This window comes from Spirillospora sp. NPDC000708, assembly GCF_040299565.1.
GTDB lineage: Bacteria > Actinomycetota > Actinomycetes > Streptosporangiales > Streptosporangiaceae > Spirillospora.
This window is the reverse complement of the sequence record NZ_JBEPCJ010000009.1, coordinates 52443-71131: the sequence shown is the minus strand read 5'-3', so window position 1 is coordinate 71131 and position 18689 is coordinate 52443. Positions and strand designations below refer to the sequence as shown.

Annotated in this window: 7 protein-coding genes; 4 read left to right on the top strand and 3 right to left on the bottom strand. The window is 76.4% G+C overall.

Going from position 1 to position 18689, the window contains the following annotated elements; all coding sequences use genetic code 11:
* Genes ABT299_RS09405 through ABT299_RS09395 form a run of 3 tightly spaced genes read right to left on the bottom strand, consistent with a single transcriptional unit; the run spans nucleotide 1 to nucleotide 2361 of the window.
* Nucleotides 1–1050: a 3-dehydroquinate synthase family protein gene (locus tag ABT299_RS09405; protein WP_500250329.1), complete on the bottom strand. Its 1050-nt coding sequence runs from the start codon at nucleotides 1048–1050 to the stop codon at nucleotides 1–3.
* On the bottom strand, nucleotides 1034–1933 hold the full coding sequence (locus tag ABT299_RS09400) for an ROK family protein (protein WP_500250328.1): 900 nt from the start codon (nucleotides 1931–1933) through the stop codon (nucleotides 1034–1036). The genes ABT299_RS09405 and ABT299_RS09400 overlap by 17 nt, the downstream gene beginning before the upstream one ends.
* Nucleotides 1930–2361: a type II 3-dehydroquinate dehydratase gene (locus tag ABT299_RS09395; protein ID WP_433153592.1), complete on the bottom strand. Its 432-nt coding sequence runs from the start codon at nucleotides 2359–2361 to the stop codon at nucleotides 1930–1932. The genes ABT299_RS09400 and ABT299_RS09395 overlap by 4 nt, the downstream gene beginning before the upstream one ends.
* 190 nt (nucleotides 2362–2551) lie before the next feature.
* Between ABT299_RS09395 and ABT299_RS09390 the strand changes: the two genes are divergently transcribed.
* The 4 genes from ABT299_RS09390 (at nucleotide 2552) to ABT299_RS09375 (ending at nucleotide 18687) form a co-directional block, all read left to right on the top strand.
* Nucleotides 2552–3703, top strand: coding sequence for a DegT/DnrJ/EryC1/StrS family aminotransferase (locus ABT299_RS09390; protein WP_500250327.1), 1152 nt, complete (start codon nucleotides 2552–2554; stop codon nucleotides 3701–3703).
* Nucleotides 3700–4809: a Gfo/Idh/MocA family protein gene (locus ABT299_RS09385; RefSeq protein WP_500250326.1), complete on the top strand. Its 1110-nt coding sequence runs from the start codon at nucleotides 3700–3702 to the stop codon at nucleotides 4807–4809. The genes ABT299_RS09390 and ABT299_RS09385 overlap by 4 nt, the downstream gene beginning before the upstream one ends.
* Nucleotides 4802–5479, top strand: a complete 678-nt coding sequence (locus tag ABT299_RS09380) for an HAD-IA family hydrolase (RefSeq protein ID WP_500250325.1) — start codon at nucleotides 4802–4804, stop codon at nucleotides 5477–5479. The genes ABT299_RS09385 and ABT299_RS09380 overlap by 8 nt, the downstream gene beginning before the upstream one ends.
* Nucleotides 5480–5607: 128 nt before the next feature.
* Nucleotides 5608–18687, top strand: a complete 13080-nt coding sequence (locus tag ABT299_RS09375) for an SDR family NAD(P)-dependent oxidoreductase (RefSeq protein ID WP_500250324.1) — start codon at nucleotides 5608–5610, stop codon at nucleotides 18685–18687.
* Nucleotides 18688–18689: the final 2 nt, after the last annotated feature.

The window sequence follows — 18689 nt, the reverse complement described above, 5'->3', positions numbered from 1 at the left end:
TCAGTCCTCTCCGGCCGGCATCCCCGCGAGCGCGGCGGCGGCCTCGGACTCCGGCACCCCCGTCACCAGCTCCGCGCCGCGCGGGCCGTCCAGCACGAACGCGAGCCCGTCCGCGGCCTTCTTGTCCAGCCGCATCAGGCGCACGAGCGCGTCCCGGTCGGCGTCCGCGGGCAGGCCGGTCGGGAGCCCGAAGGCCGCGACGACGGCATGGTGCTCGGCGACGCGGGCCGGGCCGATCCGGCCGAGCCGGCCGGCGAGCCGCCCCGCGTAGACGGTGCCGATCGCCACCGCCTCCCCGTGCCGCAGCCGGTAGCCGGTGGCGCGTTCGAGCGCGTGGCCCAGGGTGTGGCCGTAGTTGAGCAGGTGCCGCCGCCCCGCGTCGCGCTCGTCGGCGGCCACCACCGACGCCTTGAGCGCCACGCTCGCCGCGATCTGCTCCTCCACGGGACGCCCGTGCAGGCCGGGCGCGCCGATGAAGTGGCAGCGCGCGATCTCCCCGTACCCGTTGGTCCACTCGCGGCGGGGGAGGGTCGCGAGGTAGTCGGTGTCGCAGAGGACCGCGCGCGGCTGCCAGTACGTCCCGACGAGGTTCTTGCCGTGCGGCAGGTTCACCGCCGTCTTGCCGCCGATGCTCGCGTCCACCTGCGCCAGGAGCGAGGTCGGCAGGTGCACGACGGGGACGCCCCGGTGGTAGAGCGCCGCCGCCAGGCCCACCAGGTCGGTGGTGGTGCCCCCGCCGCACGACACGACCGCGTCCGCGCGGGTCAGCCCGAGGTCGGCGAAGCGCCGGCACAGCTCCTCCACCTGCGACAGCGTCTTGTGGGTCTCGCCGTCGCGCACGGGGACCACCGTGGACGGCACCCCGGGATCGGGCGCCCACTCCGCGGGCCTGGCCGAGACGACCACGGCCCGCCGCGCTCCGATCCCGGCGATGACGCCGGGGAGTGCGGCGCGCACCCCGGCCCCGATGCGCACCTGGTAGGAACGCTCGCCCAGCGCCACGTCCACGCACCGTGACGCCGTGGCCGTCCCCTCATCCCGTCCGGTCACTCCGGGCCTCCTCCCGCTCCGCCAGCAGCAGTGCTCCGTGCAGGGACGACAGCGCGCCCAGCTCCGCGGGCCGCACCGACGGCGGCGCGAACCCCGGACGGGCGTATCCCGCGACGCGCTCGGCGACCGCCTCGGTGAAGCCGGGCAGCCCCGCGGCGACGCCGCCGCCGATCACGGCGATCTCGGGACGCAGGAGCTCGCCGAGGCCCGTGACGGCGGCCGCGAGCGCGTCCCATGCCGGCTCCAGCGCGGCCGCCGCCCACCGCGCCCCGTCCGCCAGCCCGTCGCGGAGCCCGGCGAACGGGACCGGCGAACCCCGCAGCCGGGCCGCCCGCCGGAGGATCGCGGGACCGGAGGCGGCGGCCTGGACGCAGCCGAACCGGCCGCAGTCGCACCGCTCGTCCCGCGCCGACCGGTCGACCACGAGGTGGCCGGCCTCGCATCCGGGCACCGGCCGGCCGTCGAGCACCGCGCCACCGCCGACGCCCGTGCCGACCCCGAGGTACACCGCGTTCCGCGCCCGCGCCCGCTCGGCCTCCGCGAGCGCCGCCACGTCGCCGTCGTCGGCCCAGCGCACGGCGGCCCCGGGGAACAGGGCGCGCAGCCGCGCCCCCACGTCGAGACCGACCCAGGCGGGGCGGCCGGGCCAGGCGGTGACGCGCCCGGCGGGGTCGACGGCGGCGGGCAGCGCGACCCCGACGGCCGCGATCGGCGGGTCCGCCCCGGCGCGCAGCCGTGCCACCTCCCCGGCCAAGGCCGCCCAGTCCTCGGCGGGGTCCGCCGGTGCCGGCCAGCGGAACGCGGCGTCGCGCGGCGGCCGGTGCGCGGCGGCCAGCCGGAGCGCGACCTTGGTCCCGCCGACGTCGATCCCGAGGCGGGTCATTCCGGCACCAGCGCGAGCAGGGCGCGGGCGGCGAGCCGGTAGCCGAGCGCGCCGAGCCCGACGATCACCCCGTCGGCCACCGGAGCCAGCACCGACTCGTGGCGGAACGACTCGCGCGCCCACACGTTCGACAGGTGCACCTCGATCCACGGGCGCGGATAGGCGGCCAGCGCGTCCCGCAGCCCCCAGCCGGCGATCATCAGCGCGCCCGGGTTCACGATCGCGCCGACGGTGTCCCACCGGCCGTGCAACGTCTCGATCAGCGCGCCCTCCGACTCGCGCTGCACCGGCACCACCTCCCAGCCGCGCGCCGCCACCTCCGCGCGGACGGACGCCTCGATGTCGGCCAGCGTGTCGGTCCCGTAGATCTCCGGCTCCCGGCGCCCGAGAATCCCCAGATTCGGTCCGTTCAGCAAAAGCAACTGCACGTCCGCCGTTATAACATGCGCTGCGCATTTGGCGCGGAGAATCTCCGTGCGACATTCGGGCAAGGGAAATATAGGGGGTGCGATAGGGGATGGGAAATGCCCTCCTCGCTTGGGTACCGTGCCGAAGAAATCCCCGCTGGGGACGGTTTGCGAAACGGTCGGAACGCATGACGCGGAGGATGTGGAGCACATGAGTGATATCGGGTTGCCGGAGTGGCCGCAGTACGACGAGCGGGAACGCGCGGGACTGGTCCGCGCGCTGGAGCAGGGCCAGTGGTGGCGCATGGGCGGCGGCGAGGTCGACGCCTTCGAGCGCGAGTTCGCCGAGCACGAGGGCGCCGCGCACGCGCTCGCGGTGACGAACGGCACGCACGCGCTGGAACTGGCCCTGCAGGTGCTCGGGATCGGCGACGGCGACGAGGTCCTGGTGCCGGCGTTCACCTTCATCTCCTCGTCGCAGGCCGTGCAGCGGCTCGGCGCGGTGGCGGTACCGGTGGACATCGACCCCGGCACCTACAACCTGGACGCGGCGGCCGCCGCGGCGGCGGTCGGGCCGCGCACCCGGGCGATCATGCCGGTGCACATCGCCGGGCAGCTCGCCGACATGGACGCACTGGCCAAGCTGTCCGCCGACAGCGGCGTCCCGCTCGTCCAGGACGCCGCGCACGCGCACGGGGCCCGCTGGAACGGCCGCCGCGTCGGGGAGTTCGGCACGATCGCGGCCTACAGCTTCCAGAACGGCAAGCTCATGACGGCGGGGGAGGGCGGCGCGGTCACCTTCCCCGACCGCGACTCCTACGAGGAGGGCTTCCTGCGGCACAGCTGCGGGCGCCCGCGCGACGACCGCGGCTACCACCACCGGACCTCGGGCTCGAACTTCCGCCTGAACGAGTTCTCCGCCGCGGTGCTGCGCGCCCAGCTGAGCCGCCTGGACGAGCAGATCGACACGCGGGAGCGGCGCGCGCCCGTGCTGGCCCGGCTCCTGGCCGAGATCCCGGGCGTCGTGCCCCAGGACCGGGACGTCCGCGCCGACCGGGTGCCGCACTACATGGCGATGTTCCGGGTGCCGGAGCTGGCGGGCGAGCGCCGCGACGCGCTCGTCGACGCGCTCGTGGCGCGCGGCGTGCCCGCCTTCGTGGTGTTCCGCGCCGTCTACCGCACGGCCGCCTTCTGGGAGACCGGCGCGCCGGACGCGACGCCCGAGGAGCTGGCGGCGCGCTGCCCGAACGCCGAGGCGCTCACCGGCGACGGGATCTGGCTGCACCACCGGACGCTGCTCGGCACCGAGGAGCAGCTCCACCGGGTCGCCGAGATCGTGGCCGACGCGGTGAGGGCGGCATGAGCGGCCCCGCGCGCGTCCGCGTCGCCCTGGTCGGGCTCGGCTGGGCGGGGCGCCGGATCTGGCTGCCCCGGCTGCGCGAGCACGAGCGCCACACCGTCACCGCCGTCGTCGACCCCGACCCGGCCGCGCGCGCCGCGGCGGGCGCGCCGGTCGCGCTCGCGACGGTCGACGAGCTCGACCCCGCGACCGTGGACCTGGCGGTGGTCGCGGTCCCCAACCACCTGCACGCACCCGTCGCGACCCGGCTGCTCTCCAAGGGCGTGCCGGTGTTCCTGGAGAAACCGGTCTGCCTCAGCGTCGCCGAGGCGGACCGGCTCGAGGAGGCCGAGCTGGCGGGCGGCGCGGTGCTCCTCGCGGGCAGCGCCGCCCGGTACCGCGCCGACGTCCGGGCGCTGCTGGACGTCGCCGCCGGCCTCGGCCCGATCCGCCACGTCGACCTGTCCTGGGTGCGCGCGCACGGCGTGCCCACGGCGAGCAGCTGGTTCGTCCGGCGCGAGCAGGCGGGCGGCGGCGCGCTGCTCGACCTCGGCTGGCACCTGTTCGACGCCGTGGAGCCGCTGCTCGGGCCCACGGCCTTCGACCGGGTGCTCGGCACGGTCTCGTCCGACTTCGTCAACGACCCCTCGCGCCGCGCGCGGTGGAAGCAGGCCGGGCCCGGCGCTCCCGCCGCGGACGGTGCCGCGGCCGCCGGCGACGTCGAGGACACCGCGCGCGGGTTCCTGGTGACCGACCGCGGCGTCTCGGTGGCGCTGCGGGCGAGCTGGGCGTCGCACGAGACCCGCGACGTCACCGCGATCACCGTGGAGGGCGCCGCCGGGACGGCCGCGCTGCGCTGCACGTTCGGGTTCAGCACCAACCGGCAGGAGGAGCCCACGCTGGTCCGCACCCGGCACGGCGTCGCCCGGCCCGTTCCCGTCCCCCGGGAGCCGATCGGCGCGGAGTACTCGCGCCAGCTGGACGAGCTGCCCGCCCTGCTGGCCGACCCCGGGCGCCGCGGCGCCGCGGTCGCGCGCGCCCGGGAGATGATCGCGGCGATCGGCCGGCTGTACGACTCGGCCCGGCCCGCGGCCCGGACGCCGGTGGCGGCGGGGGCGGGCCATGTCTGACGCCGTCACGGGCCGCCCCGCGGTGCGCGCGGTGATCTTCGACCTGGACGGCGTCATCGTCGACAGCTTCGACGTGATGCGCCGGGCGTTCCAGACGGCCTACGCCGAGGTGCTGGGCGACGGCCCGGCGCCCTTCGAGGAGTACAGCCGGCACCTCGGCCGCTACTTCCCCGACATCATGCGCATCATGGGCCTGCCGCCCGAGATCGAGGAGCCGTTCGTCCGGGAGAGCTACCGGCTCGCCGGCGAGGTCACCGTCTTCGAGGGCGTCGGTCCGCTGCTGGCCGGGCTGCGCCGGCGCGGCCTGCGGCTCGCCGTCGCGACCGGCAAGAGCGGGCCCCGGGCGCGTTCGCTGCTCGCCGTCCTCGGCATCGCCGGGTACTTCGAGCACGTGATCGGCTCGGACGAGGTGGCACGGCCCAAACCCGCGCCCGACATCGTCGAGCGCGCCCTCGGCCTGCTCGGCGCCCGCCCGGACGAGGCGGTGATGGTCGGCGACGCCGTCACCGACCTGCGCAGCGCGCGGGCCGCCGGCGTCGGCGCGATCGCCGCGCTGTGGGGCGAGAGCGACCCCGCGCCGCTGCTGGCCGAACGGCCTGACGCGGTGCTGCGCAGCCCTGCCGACCTGCTCGGCCTGCTGACCCCGCCCCGTCCCCCGGTCCGGACGTGAGTAAGGACCATTAGGGGGGCGGTTAGGGGATTGTCCCGACCATTCCTTGATGAGACTGGGCGCAGCCGCCGGCACATTTCTTGCGGGCGGTTCCGCACCGTCACCTTCGCATTGGGGGATGCGCCGGAATGCTGCGCACGGAGCTGATTCGGCCACTGCCCGAATTGCTGGACGAGCACGCCCGCCGGGCGCCCCGGAAGATCGCTTTCCGGGACGCCCGGCGCGGCGTCACCTACGCCGAGCTGGACACGAGGACCCGGCGCCTCGCGGGCCATCTCGCGGAACGCCGGCTGCAGCCCGGCGACCGCGCGGCCCTCCTGCTCGGCAACCGCGTCGAGACGGTGGAGGGCTACCTGGCCCTGGTCCGGGCGGGCGCGATCGGCGTCCCGGTGAACCCGCGCGTCACCGAGGCCGAGCTGGCCTACCTGCTGGACGACAGCGGCGCCCGGCTGGTGATCACCGACCCGGCGCACGCCGCGCCGCTGGCCCGGGTGCTGGCCGGGCGGCCGGACGTCGCCGTCGTGGTCACCGGCGACGCGCCGCCCGAGGCGCTGCCCGCGGCGGTGCCCTTCGAGTCGCTCGCCGGCACCGAGCCCGGCACGCCCGCCCGCGACGACCTCGGCCTGGACGAGCCGGCGTGGATGCTCTACACCTCCGGCACCACCGGGCGGCCCAAGGGCGTCGTCTCCACCCAGCGCAACTGCCTGTGGTCGGTCGCCGCCTGCTACGTGCCCGTCCCCGGCCTGTCCGCCGACGACCGCGTGCTGTGGCCGCTGCCGCTGTTCCACAGCCTCTCGCACATCGCGTGCGTGCTCGCCGTCACCGCGGTCGGCGCGACCGCCCGCATCCTGGACGGCTTCAGCGCGGGCGAGGTGCTCGGCGCGCTCCGCGAGGACGACATCACCTTCCTCGCGGGCGTCCCGACGATGTACCACCATCTCGTCCGGGCCGCGCGCGAGGAGGGTTTCACGGCGCCGCACCTGCGCATGTGCCTGGTCGGCGGCGCGGTCACCACGGCGGAGCTGCGCCGGGCGTTCGAGGAGGCGTTCGGCGCGCCGCTGCTGGACGCCTACGGCAGCACCGAGACGTGCGGGTCGATCACCATCAACTGGCCGACGGGCGCCCGCGTCGAGGGGTCGTGCGGGCTGCCGGTGCCGGGGCTCGGCGTGCGGCTGGTGGATCCCGAGACCGGCGCCGACGTCGGGGCGGAGGAGGAGGGCGAGGTCTGGGTCCGCGGCCCGAGCGTGATGGTCGGGTACCACGGCCGGCCGGAGGAGACCGCCGAGGCGTTCCGCGACGGCTGGTACCGGACCGGCGACCTGGCCCGGCGCGACGCCGCCGGCTACTTCACCATCACCGGCCGGATCAAGGAACTCATCATCCGGGGCGGGGAGAACATCCACCCCGGCGAGGTGGAGGAGGTCCTGCGGGGGCGGCCCGGCGTGGCGGACGTCGCGGTGGCGGGCCGTCCGCACGAGGTGCTCGGAGAGGTTCCGGTGGCCTTCGTCGTGCCGGGGCCCGAGGGCCTGGACCCCGAGGCGCTGTTCGCCGCCTGCCGGGAGCGCCTCGCCTACTTCAAGGTGCCCGAGGAGCTGTACGAGATAGCCGAGGTCCCGCGCACGGCCTCCGGCAAGGTCGCGCGCCGCCTGCTGCTGGAGCGTCCCGCCCGGCTGCGCGCGATGGGCGGCGGACGCCACGAGTCGCTGTTCCGCCTGGACTGGATCCCGCTTCCCTCGGTGCCGGGTCGCTCCGGCATGGGAGACGCGCGGCCCGAACTGGTGGTGACCTCGGTGGACTCGGACTCGGACGCGGGCGAGTTCTCCGCCCGGCTCGCGGCCTGGGCGGCGGGCGACGGCGACGCGGGCGCCCACCGGGTCGTCGTCACCCGCGGGGCGGGCGCCGTGGAGGGGGCCGGCACCGCGGTCGACCGCGCCCAGGCGGACGTGTGGGCGGCGGTGCGCGGCGTCCAGGCCGCGTACCCGGGCCGGTTCACGCTGCTCGACCTGGACGCCGGGGCCGACGCCGAGCGGTGGGCGGCCGAGGCGCTGTCCGCGGGGGAACCGCAGGCGGCCGTCCGCTCGGGGGTCCTCCTGGTGCCGCGCGCCGTCCGTGCCGCCGCGCCGCCGGACGCGGCCCCGCGCGGTCCGATCGGGGCCGGCCGGACCGTGCTCGTCACCGGCGCCGACGGCGAACTCGGCGCGGCCGTGGCCCGCCACCTGGCCGTGGCCCACGGAGCCGATGTCGCCACCATCGCCGACGACGCCGCAGACCGGGACGCCCTCGTCGCACTGCTCGCCGCGAGCGGCCCGATCGGTGCCGTCGTCCACGCGCCCGGCGGACGGGACCCCGAGGCCGCCCGGGCGGGGGCGGTGAACCTTTCCGAGCTGACCGCGGCCCACGACCTCGACGCGTTCGTACTGCTCTCGCCCGCCACGGGACTGCTCGGAGCCGCGGGGCGCGAAGGGGAGGAGGAGGCCGCCCTCGGCGCCTCCTTCGACGCGCTGGCCCGCCGCCGCGCGGCCGACGGGCTGCCCGCGCTGTCCTTGGCCCTGGGGCCCGTCGAGGGCGACGATCGTCCGCCGCCGCCGGGCGTCGGGCGCCTGACGGCCCGGGACCGCATGTCGGCGCTGGACGCGGCTCTCGCCTCGGAGGAGACCTGCCTCGCCGCCTTCCGCCTCGACCCGGCGGCGGTGCGAGCCGACGGGGTCCCGGCCCCGCTGCGCGATCTGATCGAAGCCCCGGCCCGTCCGGTGGCCGCGGACGACGGCGCGGCCGCGGACCTGCGCCGCCGGCTGCTGGACCTGCCCGGCCCGGCCGACCGCGACCGGCTGCTGACGGACCTGGTCCGGACGGCGGTCGCCGACCTGCTCGGAGCCGGCGGCGACCTCCCGGCCGACGCGGCCTTCCGCGACCTCGGGCTCACCTCGCTGACCGCCGTCGCCCTGCGCGACCGGCTGGCCGCCGCCTGCGGGCTGCCGCTGCCCGCCACGCTCGCCTTCGACCATCCGACCCCGCTGGCCGTCGCACGCCACCTGCGGTCGGCGCTGCTCGCCGAGCCCGCCACCCGGGACGCGGCCGTGCCGCACGCCCTGTCCGGCGAGCCCGTCGCGATCGTGGGCATGGCCTGCCGACTGCCGGGCGGGATCGCCTCGCCGGAGGACCTGTGGCGGCTCGTCGCCGACGGCGCCGAGGCCATCACGGAGTTCCCCGCCGACCGCGGCTGGGACGTCGACTCCCTGCGGACCGCCACCCGGCACGGCGGATTCCTCCACGACGCCGGTGACTTCGACGCGGGCTTCTTCGGGATCTCCCCGCGCGAGGCCCTCGCCATGGACCCGCAGCAGCGGCTGCTGCTGGAGGTGTCGTGGGAGGCCCTGGAGCGCGCGGGCATCGACCCGACCTCCCTGCGGGGCCGCGACATCGGGGTCTTCTCTGGCCTGATGTACCACGACTACGCCACCGACCTCGCCGAGGTGCCCGCCGACCTTGAGGGCTACCTCGGCACCGGCAACTCCGGCAGTGTCGCCTCCGGCCGCGTGTCCTACACGCTGGGCTTCGAGGGTCCGGCGGTGACGGTCGATACGGCGTGCTCGTCGTCGTTGGTGGCGTTGCATCTGGCGGCGCAGTCGCTGCGGTCGGGGGAGTCCTCGATCGCCCTGGCCGGGGGAGTGGCCGTGATGGCCCGGCCCACCTCGTTCGTCGAGTTCACCCGCCAGGGCGCCCTCGCCGCCGACGGCCGGTGCAAGGCGTTCGCCGAGGCCGCCGACGGGACGGGCTGGTCCGAGGGCGTCGGCGTGCTGGTGCTGGAGCGGTTGTCGGATGCGCGCCGCAATGGTCATGAGGTGCTGGCGGTGGTGCGTGGTTCGGCGGTGAACCAGGACGGTGGGTCAAATGGTCTGACGGCGCCGAACGGGCCTTCGCAGGAGCGGGTGATCGGGCAGGCGCTGGCCAACGCGGGTTTGAGCGCCGCCGATGTCGATGCCGTCGAGGGTCATGGGACGGGGACGCGGCTGGGGGATCCGATCGAGGCGCGGGCGCTGCTGGCGACCTACGGGCGGGACCGTCCCGCCGATCAGCCGTTGTGGCTGGGGTCGTTGAAGTCGAACATCGGGCACGCGCAGGCGGCGGCGGGCGTGGCGGGTGTGATCAAGATGGTGCAGGCGCTGCGCCACGGTGTGCTGCCCCGGACCCTGCACGTGGACGCGCCGAGCACGCAGGTGGACTGGTCGGCGGGCGGTGTGCGGCTGCTGACCGAGGCGCGCGCGTGGCCCGAGGTGGACCGGCCGCGCCGGGCCGGGGTGTCGTCGTTCGGGGTGAGCGGCACCAACGCCCACGTGATCATCGAACAGGGGCCGGACGCCGCGCCCGCCGGCGATGCCCTGGCGCCCGATCCGGAGGCGGTGGTGCTGCCGGTCTCCGCCCGTGCCGTCCCGGCGCTGCGCGCGCAGGCGGAGCGGCTGCGGGACGACATGCTCGCGCGCCCGGAGACGCGGCCGGCCGACCTCGGGTCCTCGCTGGCCACCGCCCGCGCCGCGCTCCACCACCGCGCCGTGGTCGTGGCGGCCGACCGGAGCGAGGCGCTCGCCGGCCTCGGCGCGCTCGCGGCGGGCGAGCCGGCGCCGACCGTCGTGTCCGGCGTCGCCGACGTCGACGGCAGGACGGTGTTCGTCTTCCCCGGGCAGGGGACGCAGTGGGCGGGCATGGGCGCGGAGCTGCTGGAGACGTCCCCCGTCTTCGCGGCCCGGCTGGCCGAATGCGCCGACGCGCTCGCCGCCCACGTGGACTGGTCGCTCACCGAGGCGCTGCGCGGGCCGCTGGACCGCGTGGACGTCGTGCAGCCGGTCGCCTTCGCGGTCATGGTGGCGCTCGCCGAGGTCTGGCGCGCGCACGGTGTCCGTCCTGATGCGGTGGTGGGGCATTCGCAGGGTGAGATCGCGGCGGCGTGTGTTGCGGGTGCGTTGTCGTTGGAGGATGCGGCGCGGGTGGTGGCGTTGCGGAGCCAGGCGATTGCGCGTGGTCTGGCGGGGCGTGGCGGGATGGTGTCGTTGGCGGTGCCGGTCGAGGAGATCTCGTCGTGGTTGGCGGGTGGGTTGGAGGTCGCGGCGGTCAACGGCCCGGGGTCGGTGGTGGTCGCGGGTGAGCCGGATGCGCTGGACGATCTGGTGGTTCGGGCTGAGGCCGAGGGTGTGCGGGTGCGGCGGATCCCGGTGGATTACGCCTCGCACACCTCGCACGTGGAGGCGATCGAGGCCGAGCTGGCGGGTCTGCTGGACGGGCTTGCTCCGCGAGCATCGAACATCCCGTTCTTCTCCACGGTCGAAGGGCGCTGGCTGGACACCGCTGAGTTGGACGGCGGCTACTGGTACCGCAACCTGCGGCGGCAAGTCCGTTTCGCCGATGCGGTGCAAGCGCTGGCCGGCGACGGGTTCCGGACGTTCGTCGAGGTCAGCGCCCATCCCGTCCTGGTGCCGAGCATCGCGGAGATGGTCACGGAGCCGTCCGTAGCGGTCGGGACGCTGCGCCGCGACGACGGCGGCCTGCGGCGCTTCCTGCTCTCCCTCGCCGAACTCCACGTGCGCGGCGTGCCGGTCGACTGGACGGCCGTCTTCGCCGGATCCGACCCGCGGCGGGTCGCGCTCCCGACGTACGCGTTCCAGCGCGAGCGGTACTGGCTCCTACCCGCCCGCGGCCCGGCGGCCGGGCCCGAGCCCGCGGGCCATCCGCTGCTCGACGCGGTCGTCCCGCTCGCCGGCTCCGGCGGCGCGGTGTTCACCGGGCGGCTGACCGAACGCGACCACCCCTGGCTCGCCGACCACCGGGTGGCCGGGGCCGTGCTGCTGCCGGGCACCGCGCTCCTGGACGTCCTCCACCACATCGGCGCCCTGCGCGGCGCCCCGGCCGTCGCCGAGCTCACCGGTTCGACGCCGATCGTGCTGCTCGAGGGCGGGGCGCTCGACGTCCAGGTCCGCGTGGAGGAGCGGTCCGTCCGCGTCCACACCCGCAGCGGACCCGACGGGGAGTGGACCGAGAACGCCACCGCGACGCTCGGAGAGGACGACCGGCCGGGCGCCGCCGTCCCCTGGCCGCCGCCTGCCGGCGCGCGCCCTCTCGACCTCGACGGCTTCTACGAGAGCCTCAACGTCGAGTACGGTCCCGCCTTCCGCGCCGTCCAGGCCGTCTGGGCGGGCGACGGGGAGGCGTGGGCCGAGCTCCGGCTGCCGGAGGAGGCCGACTCGGACGGATTCGGCCTGCATCCCGCGCTGCTCGACGCGGCCCTGCACCCGATCGCCGCCGCGGCGCTGCTGCCCGACCCCGACCGGCCGCGCCTCGCCTTCTCCTGGTCCGGCGTGCGCCTGCACGCGACCGGTGCCCGCGCACTGCGCGTCCACCTGACCGCGACCGGGCCCGACAGCGTGGCCATCAGCGCGGCGGACCCGTCGGGGGTCCCCGTGGTCGGCGTCGAGTCGCTCGCGCTGCGCCCGCTCGACCCCGGCCGGTTCGCGGCGGGCGGGGTGCGCGACCGGTTGTTCGAGGTCGCGTGGGTCCCGGCGGGGAAGGCCGGGCACGCGGCGCCGGACGTCGTCGTCCACCGCGTCGGGAGCGGTGACGCCGGGCGGCCCCTGCCCGAGCGCGTCCGCGCGGTGGGGTGGGAGACCCTGCGCCTGCTGCGCGACTGGCCGGACGGCCCGCGCGCCGCGTCGGCCCGCCTCCTGGTGGTCACCTCGCCGGACGACCCGGTGCACGAGGCGGTGCGGGGCCTGCTCCGCAGCGCGCAGTCCGAGCACCCCGGCCTCTTCGCGTCCCTGGTCACCGACGATCCCGGCGAGGGGCCGGTCGCCGCCGCGCTGCCGCTGATCCCCGAAGAACCGCAGATCGCGGTGCGCGACGGGCGCGTCCTCGTGCCGCGGCTGGCCCGCGCGCCGCTCCCGGCCCCGCCGGAGCGGTCGCGGCTGGCCGGCGGGACCGTGCTGGTGACGGGCGCGACGGGCGGTCTCGGCCGCCTCGTCGCCGAGCATCTGGTGCGGGCGCACGGCGTCGCGGAGCTGGTCCTGCTGTCCCGGACGGGCGCCCCCGCCGAATGGATCGTGGAACTGTCCGATCTCGGGGCGGAGGTGCGATCCGTCGCCGCCGACGTGGCCGACCGGGCCGCCCTCGCCGAGATCGTCGAACAGGTCGCGGACCGCCTGACCGGGGTCGTGCACGCGGCCGGGGTCGTCGCCGACGGCGTCCTGGCCTCGCTCGGCCCGCAGGAATGGGACGCCGCCCTAGCGCCGAAGGTGGACGGAGCCTGGCATCTGCACGACCTCACCAGAGACCTCGACTTGGCCGCCTTCGTCCTGTACTCGTCGGCGTCCTCCACGTTCGGCAGTCCCGGGCAGGGGAACTACGCGGCGGGCAACGCCTTCCTCGACGCGCTCGCCCGGCACCGCCGCGAGCAGGGCCTTCCCGCGGTCTCCCTCGCGTGGGGGCTGTGGGGCGGCGCAGCCGGAATGGGCGGCCGCCTCTCCGGCACGGACCTGGCGCGGATGGCCCGCTCCGGTACGCGCCCGCTGACCGCCGAAGAGGGCCTGGCGCTGTTCGACGCCGCGCTGGAGAGCGACCGGCCGGCGCTGGTGCCGATCCGGCTGGACCTCGCGGCCGTCCACGCCGCCGGGGAGGCGCCCCCGCTGCTGCGCGCCCTGGCACCCGCCCGGCCCCGGCGGCCGGAGGCGGCGGCGCCCGCCGGCCCGGAAGCGGTCGCGCCCGCCGACCTGCTCGGCGTCGTCCGCGCGACGGCCGCCGCCGTGCTCGGGCACAGCGGCGCCGACGCCGTCGAGCCCGGACGCGCCTTCAAGGACCTCGGTCTCGACTCGCTCACGGCGGTCGAGCTGCGCAACCGGCTGTCCGAGGCCACCGGCCTCCGCCTGCCCGCGACCCTGGTGTTCGACCACCCGACACCCGCCCGTCTCGCCGAGCGGCTGCGAACCGAACTGTCCGGGACGGCGCCCGAGGCAGCAGCGGCGCCGACCACCACGGCCGGCCCGGACGGGGACGCCATCGCCATCGTCGCCATGGCGTGCCGCTTCCCGGGCGACGTGGACTCGCCCGAGGACCTCTGGCGCTTCGTCGCCGAGGGCGGCGACGCTATCACCGGCTTCCCGACGGACCGCGGCTGGGACCTCGACGGCGTCCACGACCCCGATCCCGACGCGCCAGGCGGCACCTACGTGCGGGGCGGCGGTTTCCTGCGCGGCGCGGCGGACTTCGACGCGGGCTTCTTCGGCATCAACCCCCGCGAGGCTCTGGCGATGGATCCGCAGCAGCGGCTGCTGCTGGAGGTGTCGTGGGAGGCCCTGGAACGCGCTGGGTTCGACCCGACGTCCCTGCGCGGAACGCCCACCGGCGTCTTCGTCGGGACGCACGGCCAGGACTACGGGACCGGCGGCGCGCGCGGCCGGGCGGACGAGGGATACCTCGTCACCGGGAACGCGGCGAGCGTTCTGACCGGCCGCGTGTCCTACACGCTGGGCTTCGAGGGGCCGGCGGTGACGGTCGACACGGCGTGCTCGTCGTCGCTGGTGGCGTTGCATCTGGCGGCGCAGTCGCTGCGGTCGGGGGAGTCCTCGCTGGCGCTGGCGGGCGGGGTGTCCGTCATGTCCACGCTGGAGGGCATCATCGGCTTCAGCCGGCAGCGCGGGCTGGCCGCCGACGGGCGCTGCAAGGCGTTCGCGGAGTCCGCCGACGGCTTCGGCATGTCGGAGGGCGTCGGCGTGCTGGTGCTGGAGCGGTTGTCGGATGCGCGCCGCAACGGCCACGAGGTGCTGGCGGTGGTGCGCGGCTCGGCGATCAACCAGGACGGCGCGTCCAACGGCCTGACCGCGCCGAACGGGCCGTCGCAGGAGCGGGTGATCCGGCAGGCGCTCGCCGGAGCGGGCCTGACGGGCGCCGAGATCGACGCCGTGGAGGCGCACGGCACGGGCACGCGGCTGGGCGATCCGATCGAAGCGCAGGCGCTGCTGGCGACCTATGGCCAGGACCGCCCGGCCGACCGGCCGCTGTGGCTGGGGTCGGTCAAGTCGAACATCGGTCACACCCAGGCGGCCGCGGGCGTGGCGGGCGTGATCAAGATGGTGCAGGCGCTGCGCCACGGCGCGCTGCCCAGGACCCTGCACGCGGAGGAGCCGACGTCGGAGGTCGACTGGTCGGCGGGCGGCGTGCGGCTGCTGGACGAGGCGCGCGACTGGCCCCAGGCCGATCGGCCCCGGCGGGCGGGGGTGTCGTCGTTCGGGGTGAGCGGCACCAACGCCCACGTGATCATCGAAGAGGCCCCCGGCGTCGGCGCGGACGCCTCCGCTCCGGACGAGGAGCCCGCCGCCGTGGTGTGGCCGGTCTCCGCGCGCGGCGCGCGAGCGCTGCGGGCGCAGGCCGCGCGGCTCGCCTCGTTCGTCGCCGACCGCGGGGACCTCACGGCTGCCGAGATCGGGCACGCCCTGGCCACCGCCCGCGCCGCGCTGGACGAGCGCGCGGTCGTCGTCGCGGCCGACCGGGAGGAGGCCGTGGCCGCACTCGAAGCGCTGGCCCAGGGCGCTCCCGCACCGGCCGCCGTCACCGGGACGGCGAACGTCACCGGCAAGACCGTCTTCGTCTTCCCCGGCCAGGGAGCGCAGTGGGCCGGGATGGCGGACGAGCTGGCCGGCGCGTCGCCGGTCTTCGCCGATGCGCTGGCGGAGGTGGGAGCGGCTCTGGAGCCGTACGTGGACTGGTCGTTCGAGGAGGCGCTCACCGGCCCGCTGGAGCGGGTGGACGTGGTGCAGCCCGTGTCGTTCGCGGTGAACGTGGCGCTGGCCCGGTTGTGGGAGTCGTTCGGTGTCCGTCCTGACGCGGTGGTGGGGCATTCGCAGGGTGAGATCGCGGCGGCGTGCGTGGCCGGGGCGTTGTCGTTGGAGGATGCGGCGCGGGTGGTGGCGTTGCGGAGCCAGGCGATTGCGCGTGGTCTGGCGGGGCGTGGCGGGATGGTGTCGTTGGCGGTGCCGGTGGAGGCGGTCTCGTCGTGGTTGGCGGGTGGGTTGGAGGTCGCGGCGGTCAACGGCCCGGGGTCGGTGGTGGTCGCGGGTGAGCCGGATGCGTTGGACGACCTCATTCTTCGGGCTGAGGCCGAGGGTGTGCGGGTGCGGCGAATCCCGGTGGATTACGCCTCGCACACCTCGCACGTGGAGGCGATCGAAGCCGAGCTGGCGGACCTGCTGGACGGGATCGCTCCGCGAGCATCGAACATCCCGTTCTTCTCCACGGTCGAAGGGCGCTGGCTGGACACCACCGAACTCGACGGCGGCTACTGGTACCGCAACCTGCGGCGCCAAGTCCGTTTCGCCGACGCCGTCCAAGCGCTGGCCGGCGACGGGTTCCGGACGTTCGTCGAGGTCAGCGCCCATCCCGTCCTGGTACCGAGCGTGCAGGAACTCGTGGACGAGCGCACGTCGGTTGCCGCCGGGACGCTGCGCCGCGACGACGGCGGCCTGCGGCGCTTCCTGCTCTCCCTCGCCGAACTCCAGGTCCGCGGCGTGGCCGTCGACTGGTCGCCGGTCCATGTGCCTCGTGGTGGACGGCGGGTGCCGCTGCCGACGTACGCGTTCCAGCGCCGCCGCTACTGGATCGAGGAGGCCGACTCCCTTCTGGACACCATCGCTCCTGACCCCGACACCGGAGGCGTAATCGCCGGAGGCCGGCTGTCACTGGGAAGCCGCCCCTGGCTCGCCGATCACACGGTGGCGGGACGCGTGCTGCTGCCGGGTGCGGTCTTCAACGAACTGGTGTTCCAGGCCGCCGCCGAGACCGGGGCGGCGACCATCGAGGAACTGGTCATCGAGACGCCGCTGGAACTGCCTGAGCACGGGACCGTCCGCGTCTCGGTCACGGTCGGGGAGGAGGACGGGTCCGGGCGGCGCCCCGTGAGCGTCCACTCGCGTCGCGAACCGGACGGCCCGTGGACGCGGCACGTCACGGGCCGCGTTTCGGCGGACGTCCCCGACGCCGCGCCGGCGCCTTCGCAGTGGCCGCCGGAAGGTGCCGAACCGGCCGCCGTCGACTCCTTCTACGCCGGTCTCGCCGAACGCGGGTACGAGTACGGTCCGGCCTTCCGCGGGCTGCGCGCCGCCTGGACGCGCCAGGACGAGGTGTTCGCGGAGGTGGAACTGCCCGACGGAGTCGAGGCGGAGGGCTACGCCTTGCATCCGGCCCTGCTGGACGCCGCCCTGCAAGCGGCCAACCTCGGCGCGGCGCCGCGTCCGGCCGGCGGCGGAGCGCTCCTCCCGTTCGCCTGGAACGACGTCGCGCTCCACGCGACCGGCGCCACCGCGCTCCGCGTGCGCGCCGCACGGGCGGGCGACGACGCCGTCACCTTCGCGATCACCGACCGGTCGGGCCGGCCCGTCGCCGAGATCGGGTCGCTGGTGCTCCGGCCGGCGGCCCTGCCCGCCGCCGGCGCGGACTCCGACGCGCTCCACCGCATCACGTGGACGCGGGTCCAGGCGGCATCGGACGCGGCGCCGCTCGCGGCCGGCGACGTCCTGGACCTCACCGGCGTCCCGGCGGGGCCGCCCGCCGAGGCGGCTCGCGACCTTGTCGTCCGGGCGATGCGGCGCATCGCCGAGGACCCGCCGAAGGCCGTCCTGACCGCCGGAGGGCCGGCGGGCGCCGCCGTGGCGGGCCTGGTCCGCACGGCCCGGCTCGAAGTCCCGGACCCGATCACGCTGGTGGAGGCCGACGACCCGGGCGCCGCGCGGGCGCTGCTGCCCGCGGCGGTCGCCTCGGGGGAGCCGGAACTCGCGGTCCGCGAGGGCGGCCTGTACGCGCCCCGCCTGGCCCGTGCGCGCGCCACCGGGGAGCCGCCCCGGCTCGACCCGGACGGCACCGTGCTGATCACGGGCGGCACGGGGACGCTGGGCGGGCTGGTCGCCCGCCATCTGGCGGCCTCCCACGGCGTCCGCCACCTGGTGCTGGCCGGACGGCGGGGCCCGGCGGCCCCGGGCGCGGGTGAACTGGCGGACGACCTGCGCGCGGCGGGCGCCGACGTGCGCATCGTCGCCGCCGACGTCTCCGACCGGGGCGCGCTGGCGGGCGTCCTCGCGGAGATACCGGCCGAACATCCGCTGACCGCCGTCGTCCACGCGGCGGGCGCGCTGGCCGACGGGGTGCTCGCGTCGCTGAGCCCGGAGCAGGTGGAGGCGGTGTTCCGTCCGAAGGCGGACGCCGCCTGGCACCTGCACGAGCTGACCCGCGACCTGGACCTCGCCGCGTTCGTGCTGTTCTCCTCGGGCGCGGGGATCTTCGGCAACGCCGGGCAGGGCAACTACGCGGCGGCCAACGGGTTCCTGGACGGCCTGGCCCGGCTCCGGCGCGCCGAGGGGCTGCCCGCCCTCTCCCTGGCCTGGGGTCTCTGGGAACAGGCCAGCGGGCTGACCGGCCGCCTCGGGGAGGAGGGCCGCGACCGTCTGGCCCGTGGCCTGCAACTGGCGCTGCCGACCGACGAGGCGCTCTCGCTCCTGGACCTGGCGCTGCGCGTGGACGGCGAGGCGGTGCTCGTCCCCACTCGCCTCGACCATGCGGCCCTGCGCGGCCGGGCCGGCGAGGGCACGCTCCCCGCGCTGCTGCGCGGCCTGGTGCGGACCGCTCCGCGCCGGACCGCCACCGCGACCACGACCGACGACGCGGCGGAGCCGGCCCGCGAGCCCCTGGCCGACCGGCTGGCCCGGCTGCCGGAGCCCGACCAGCGGCGCGAGCTGGTCGGGATCGTCCGCGCCGCCGCCGAGGACGTGCTCGGCCTGCCCGCCGACGAGACCCTGCGCGCGGACCAGGCGTTCAAGGACGCCGGATTCGACTCGCTCACGGCCGTGCGGATGCGCAACCGCCTCGCCGAGGCGACCGATGTGCGGCTCGCGGCCACCGCGGTGTTCGACCACCCCACCCCGGCCGCGCTCGCCGAGCACCTGCGCGCCGAACTCGGCGTCGCACCGCGCGCGGCCGTCCCGCCCGCGCTGGCGGAGCTGGAACGGCTGGAACGCGCGCTCGGCGAGCCGCCCGAGGACGGCGCGCTCCGGGACCGGATCGTCGCGCGGCTCGACGCGCTGACCGCCCGCCTGGCCGGGCCCGCCGAGCCCGGCGCCGACCTGGCGGCGGCGACCGACGACCAGCTCTTCGCGCTCATCGACCATGAACTCGGACAGGGCTGAGG

What these genes read in the sequence shown, in the direction of transcription:
- ABT299_RS09385 (WP_500250326.1), top strand. Translation starts at nt 3,700, where the DNA reads ATGAGCGGCCCCGCGCGCGTCCGCGTCGCCCTGGTCGGGCTCGGCTGG.
- ABT299_RS09375 (WP_500250324.1), top strand. Translation starts at nt 5,608, where the DNA reads ATGCTGCGCACGGAGCTGATTCGGCCACTGCCCGAATTGCTGGACGAG.
- ABT299_RS09380 (WP_500250325.1), top strand. Translation starts at nt 4,802, where the DNA reads ATGTCTGACGCCGTCACGGGCCGCCCCGCGGTGCGCGCGGTGATCTTC.
- ABT299_RS09390 (WP_500250327.1), top strand. Translation starts at nt 2,552, where the DNA reads ATGAGTGATATCGGGTTGCCGGAGTGGCCGCAGTACGACGAGCGGGAA.
- ABT299_RS09400 (WP_500250328.1), bottom strand. Translation starts at nt 1,933, where the DNA reads ATGACCCGCCTCGGGATCGACGTCGGCGGGACCAAGGTCGCGCTCCGG.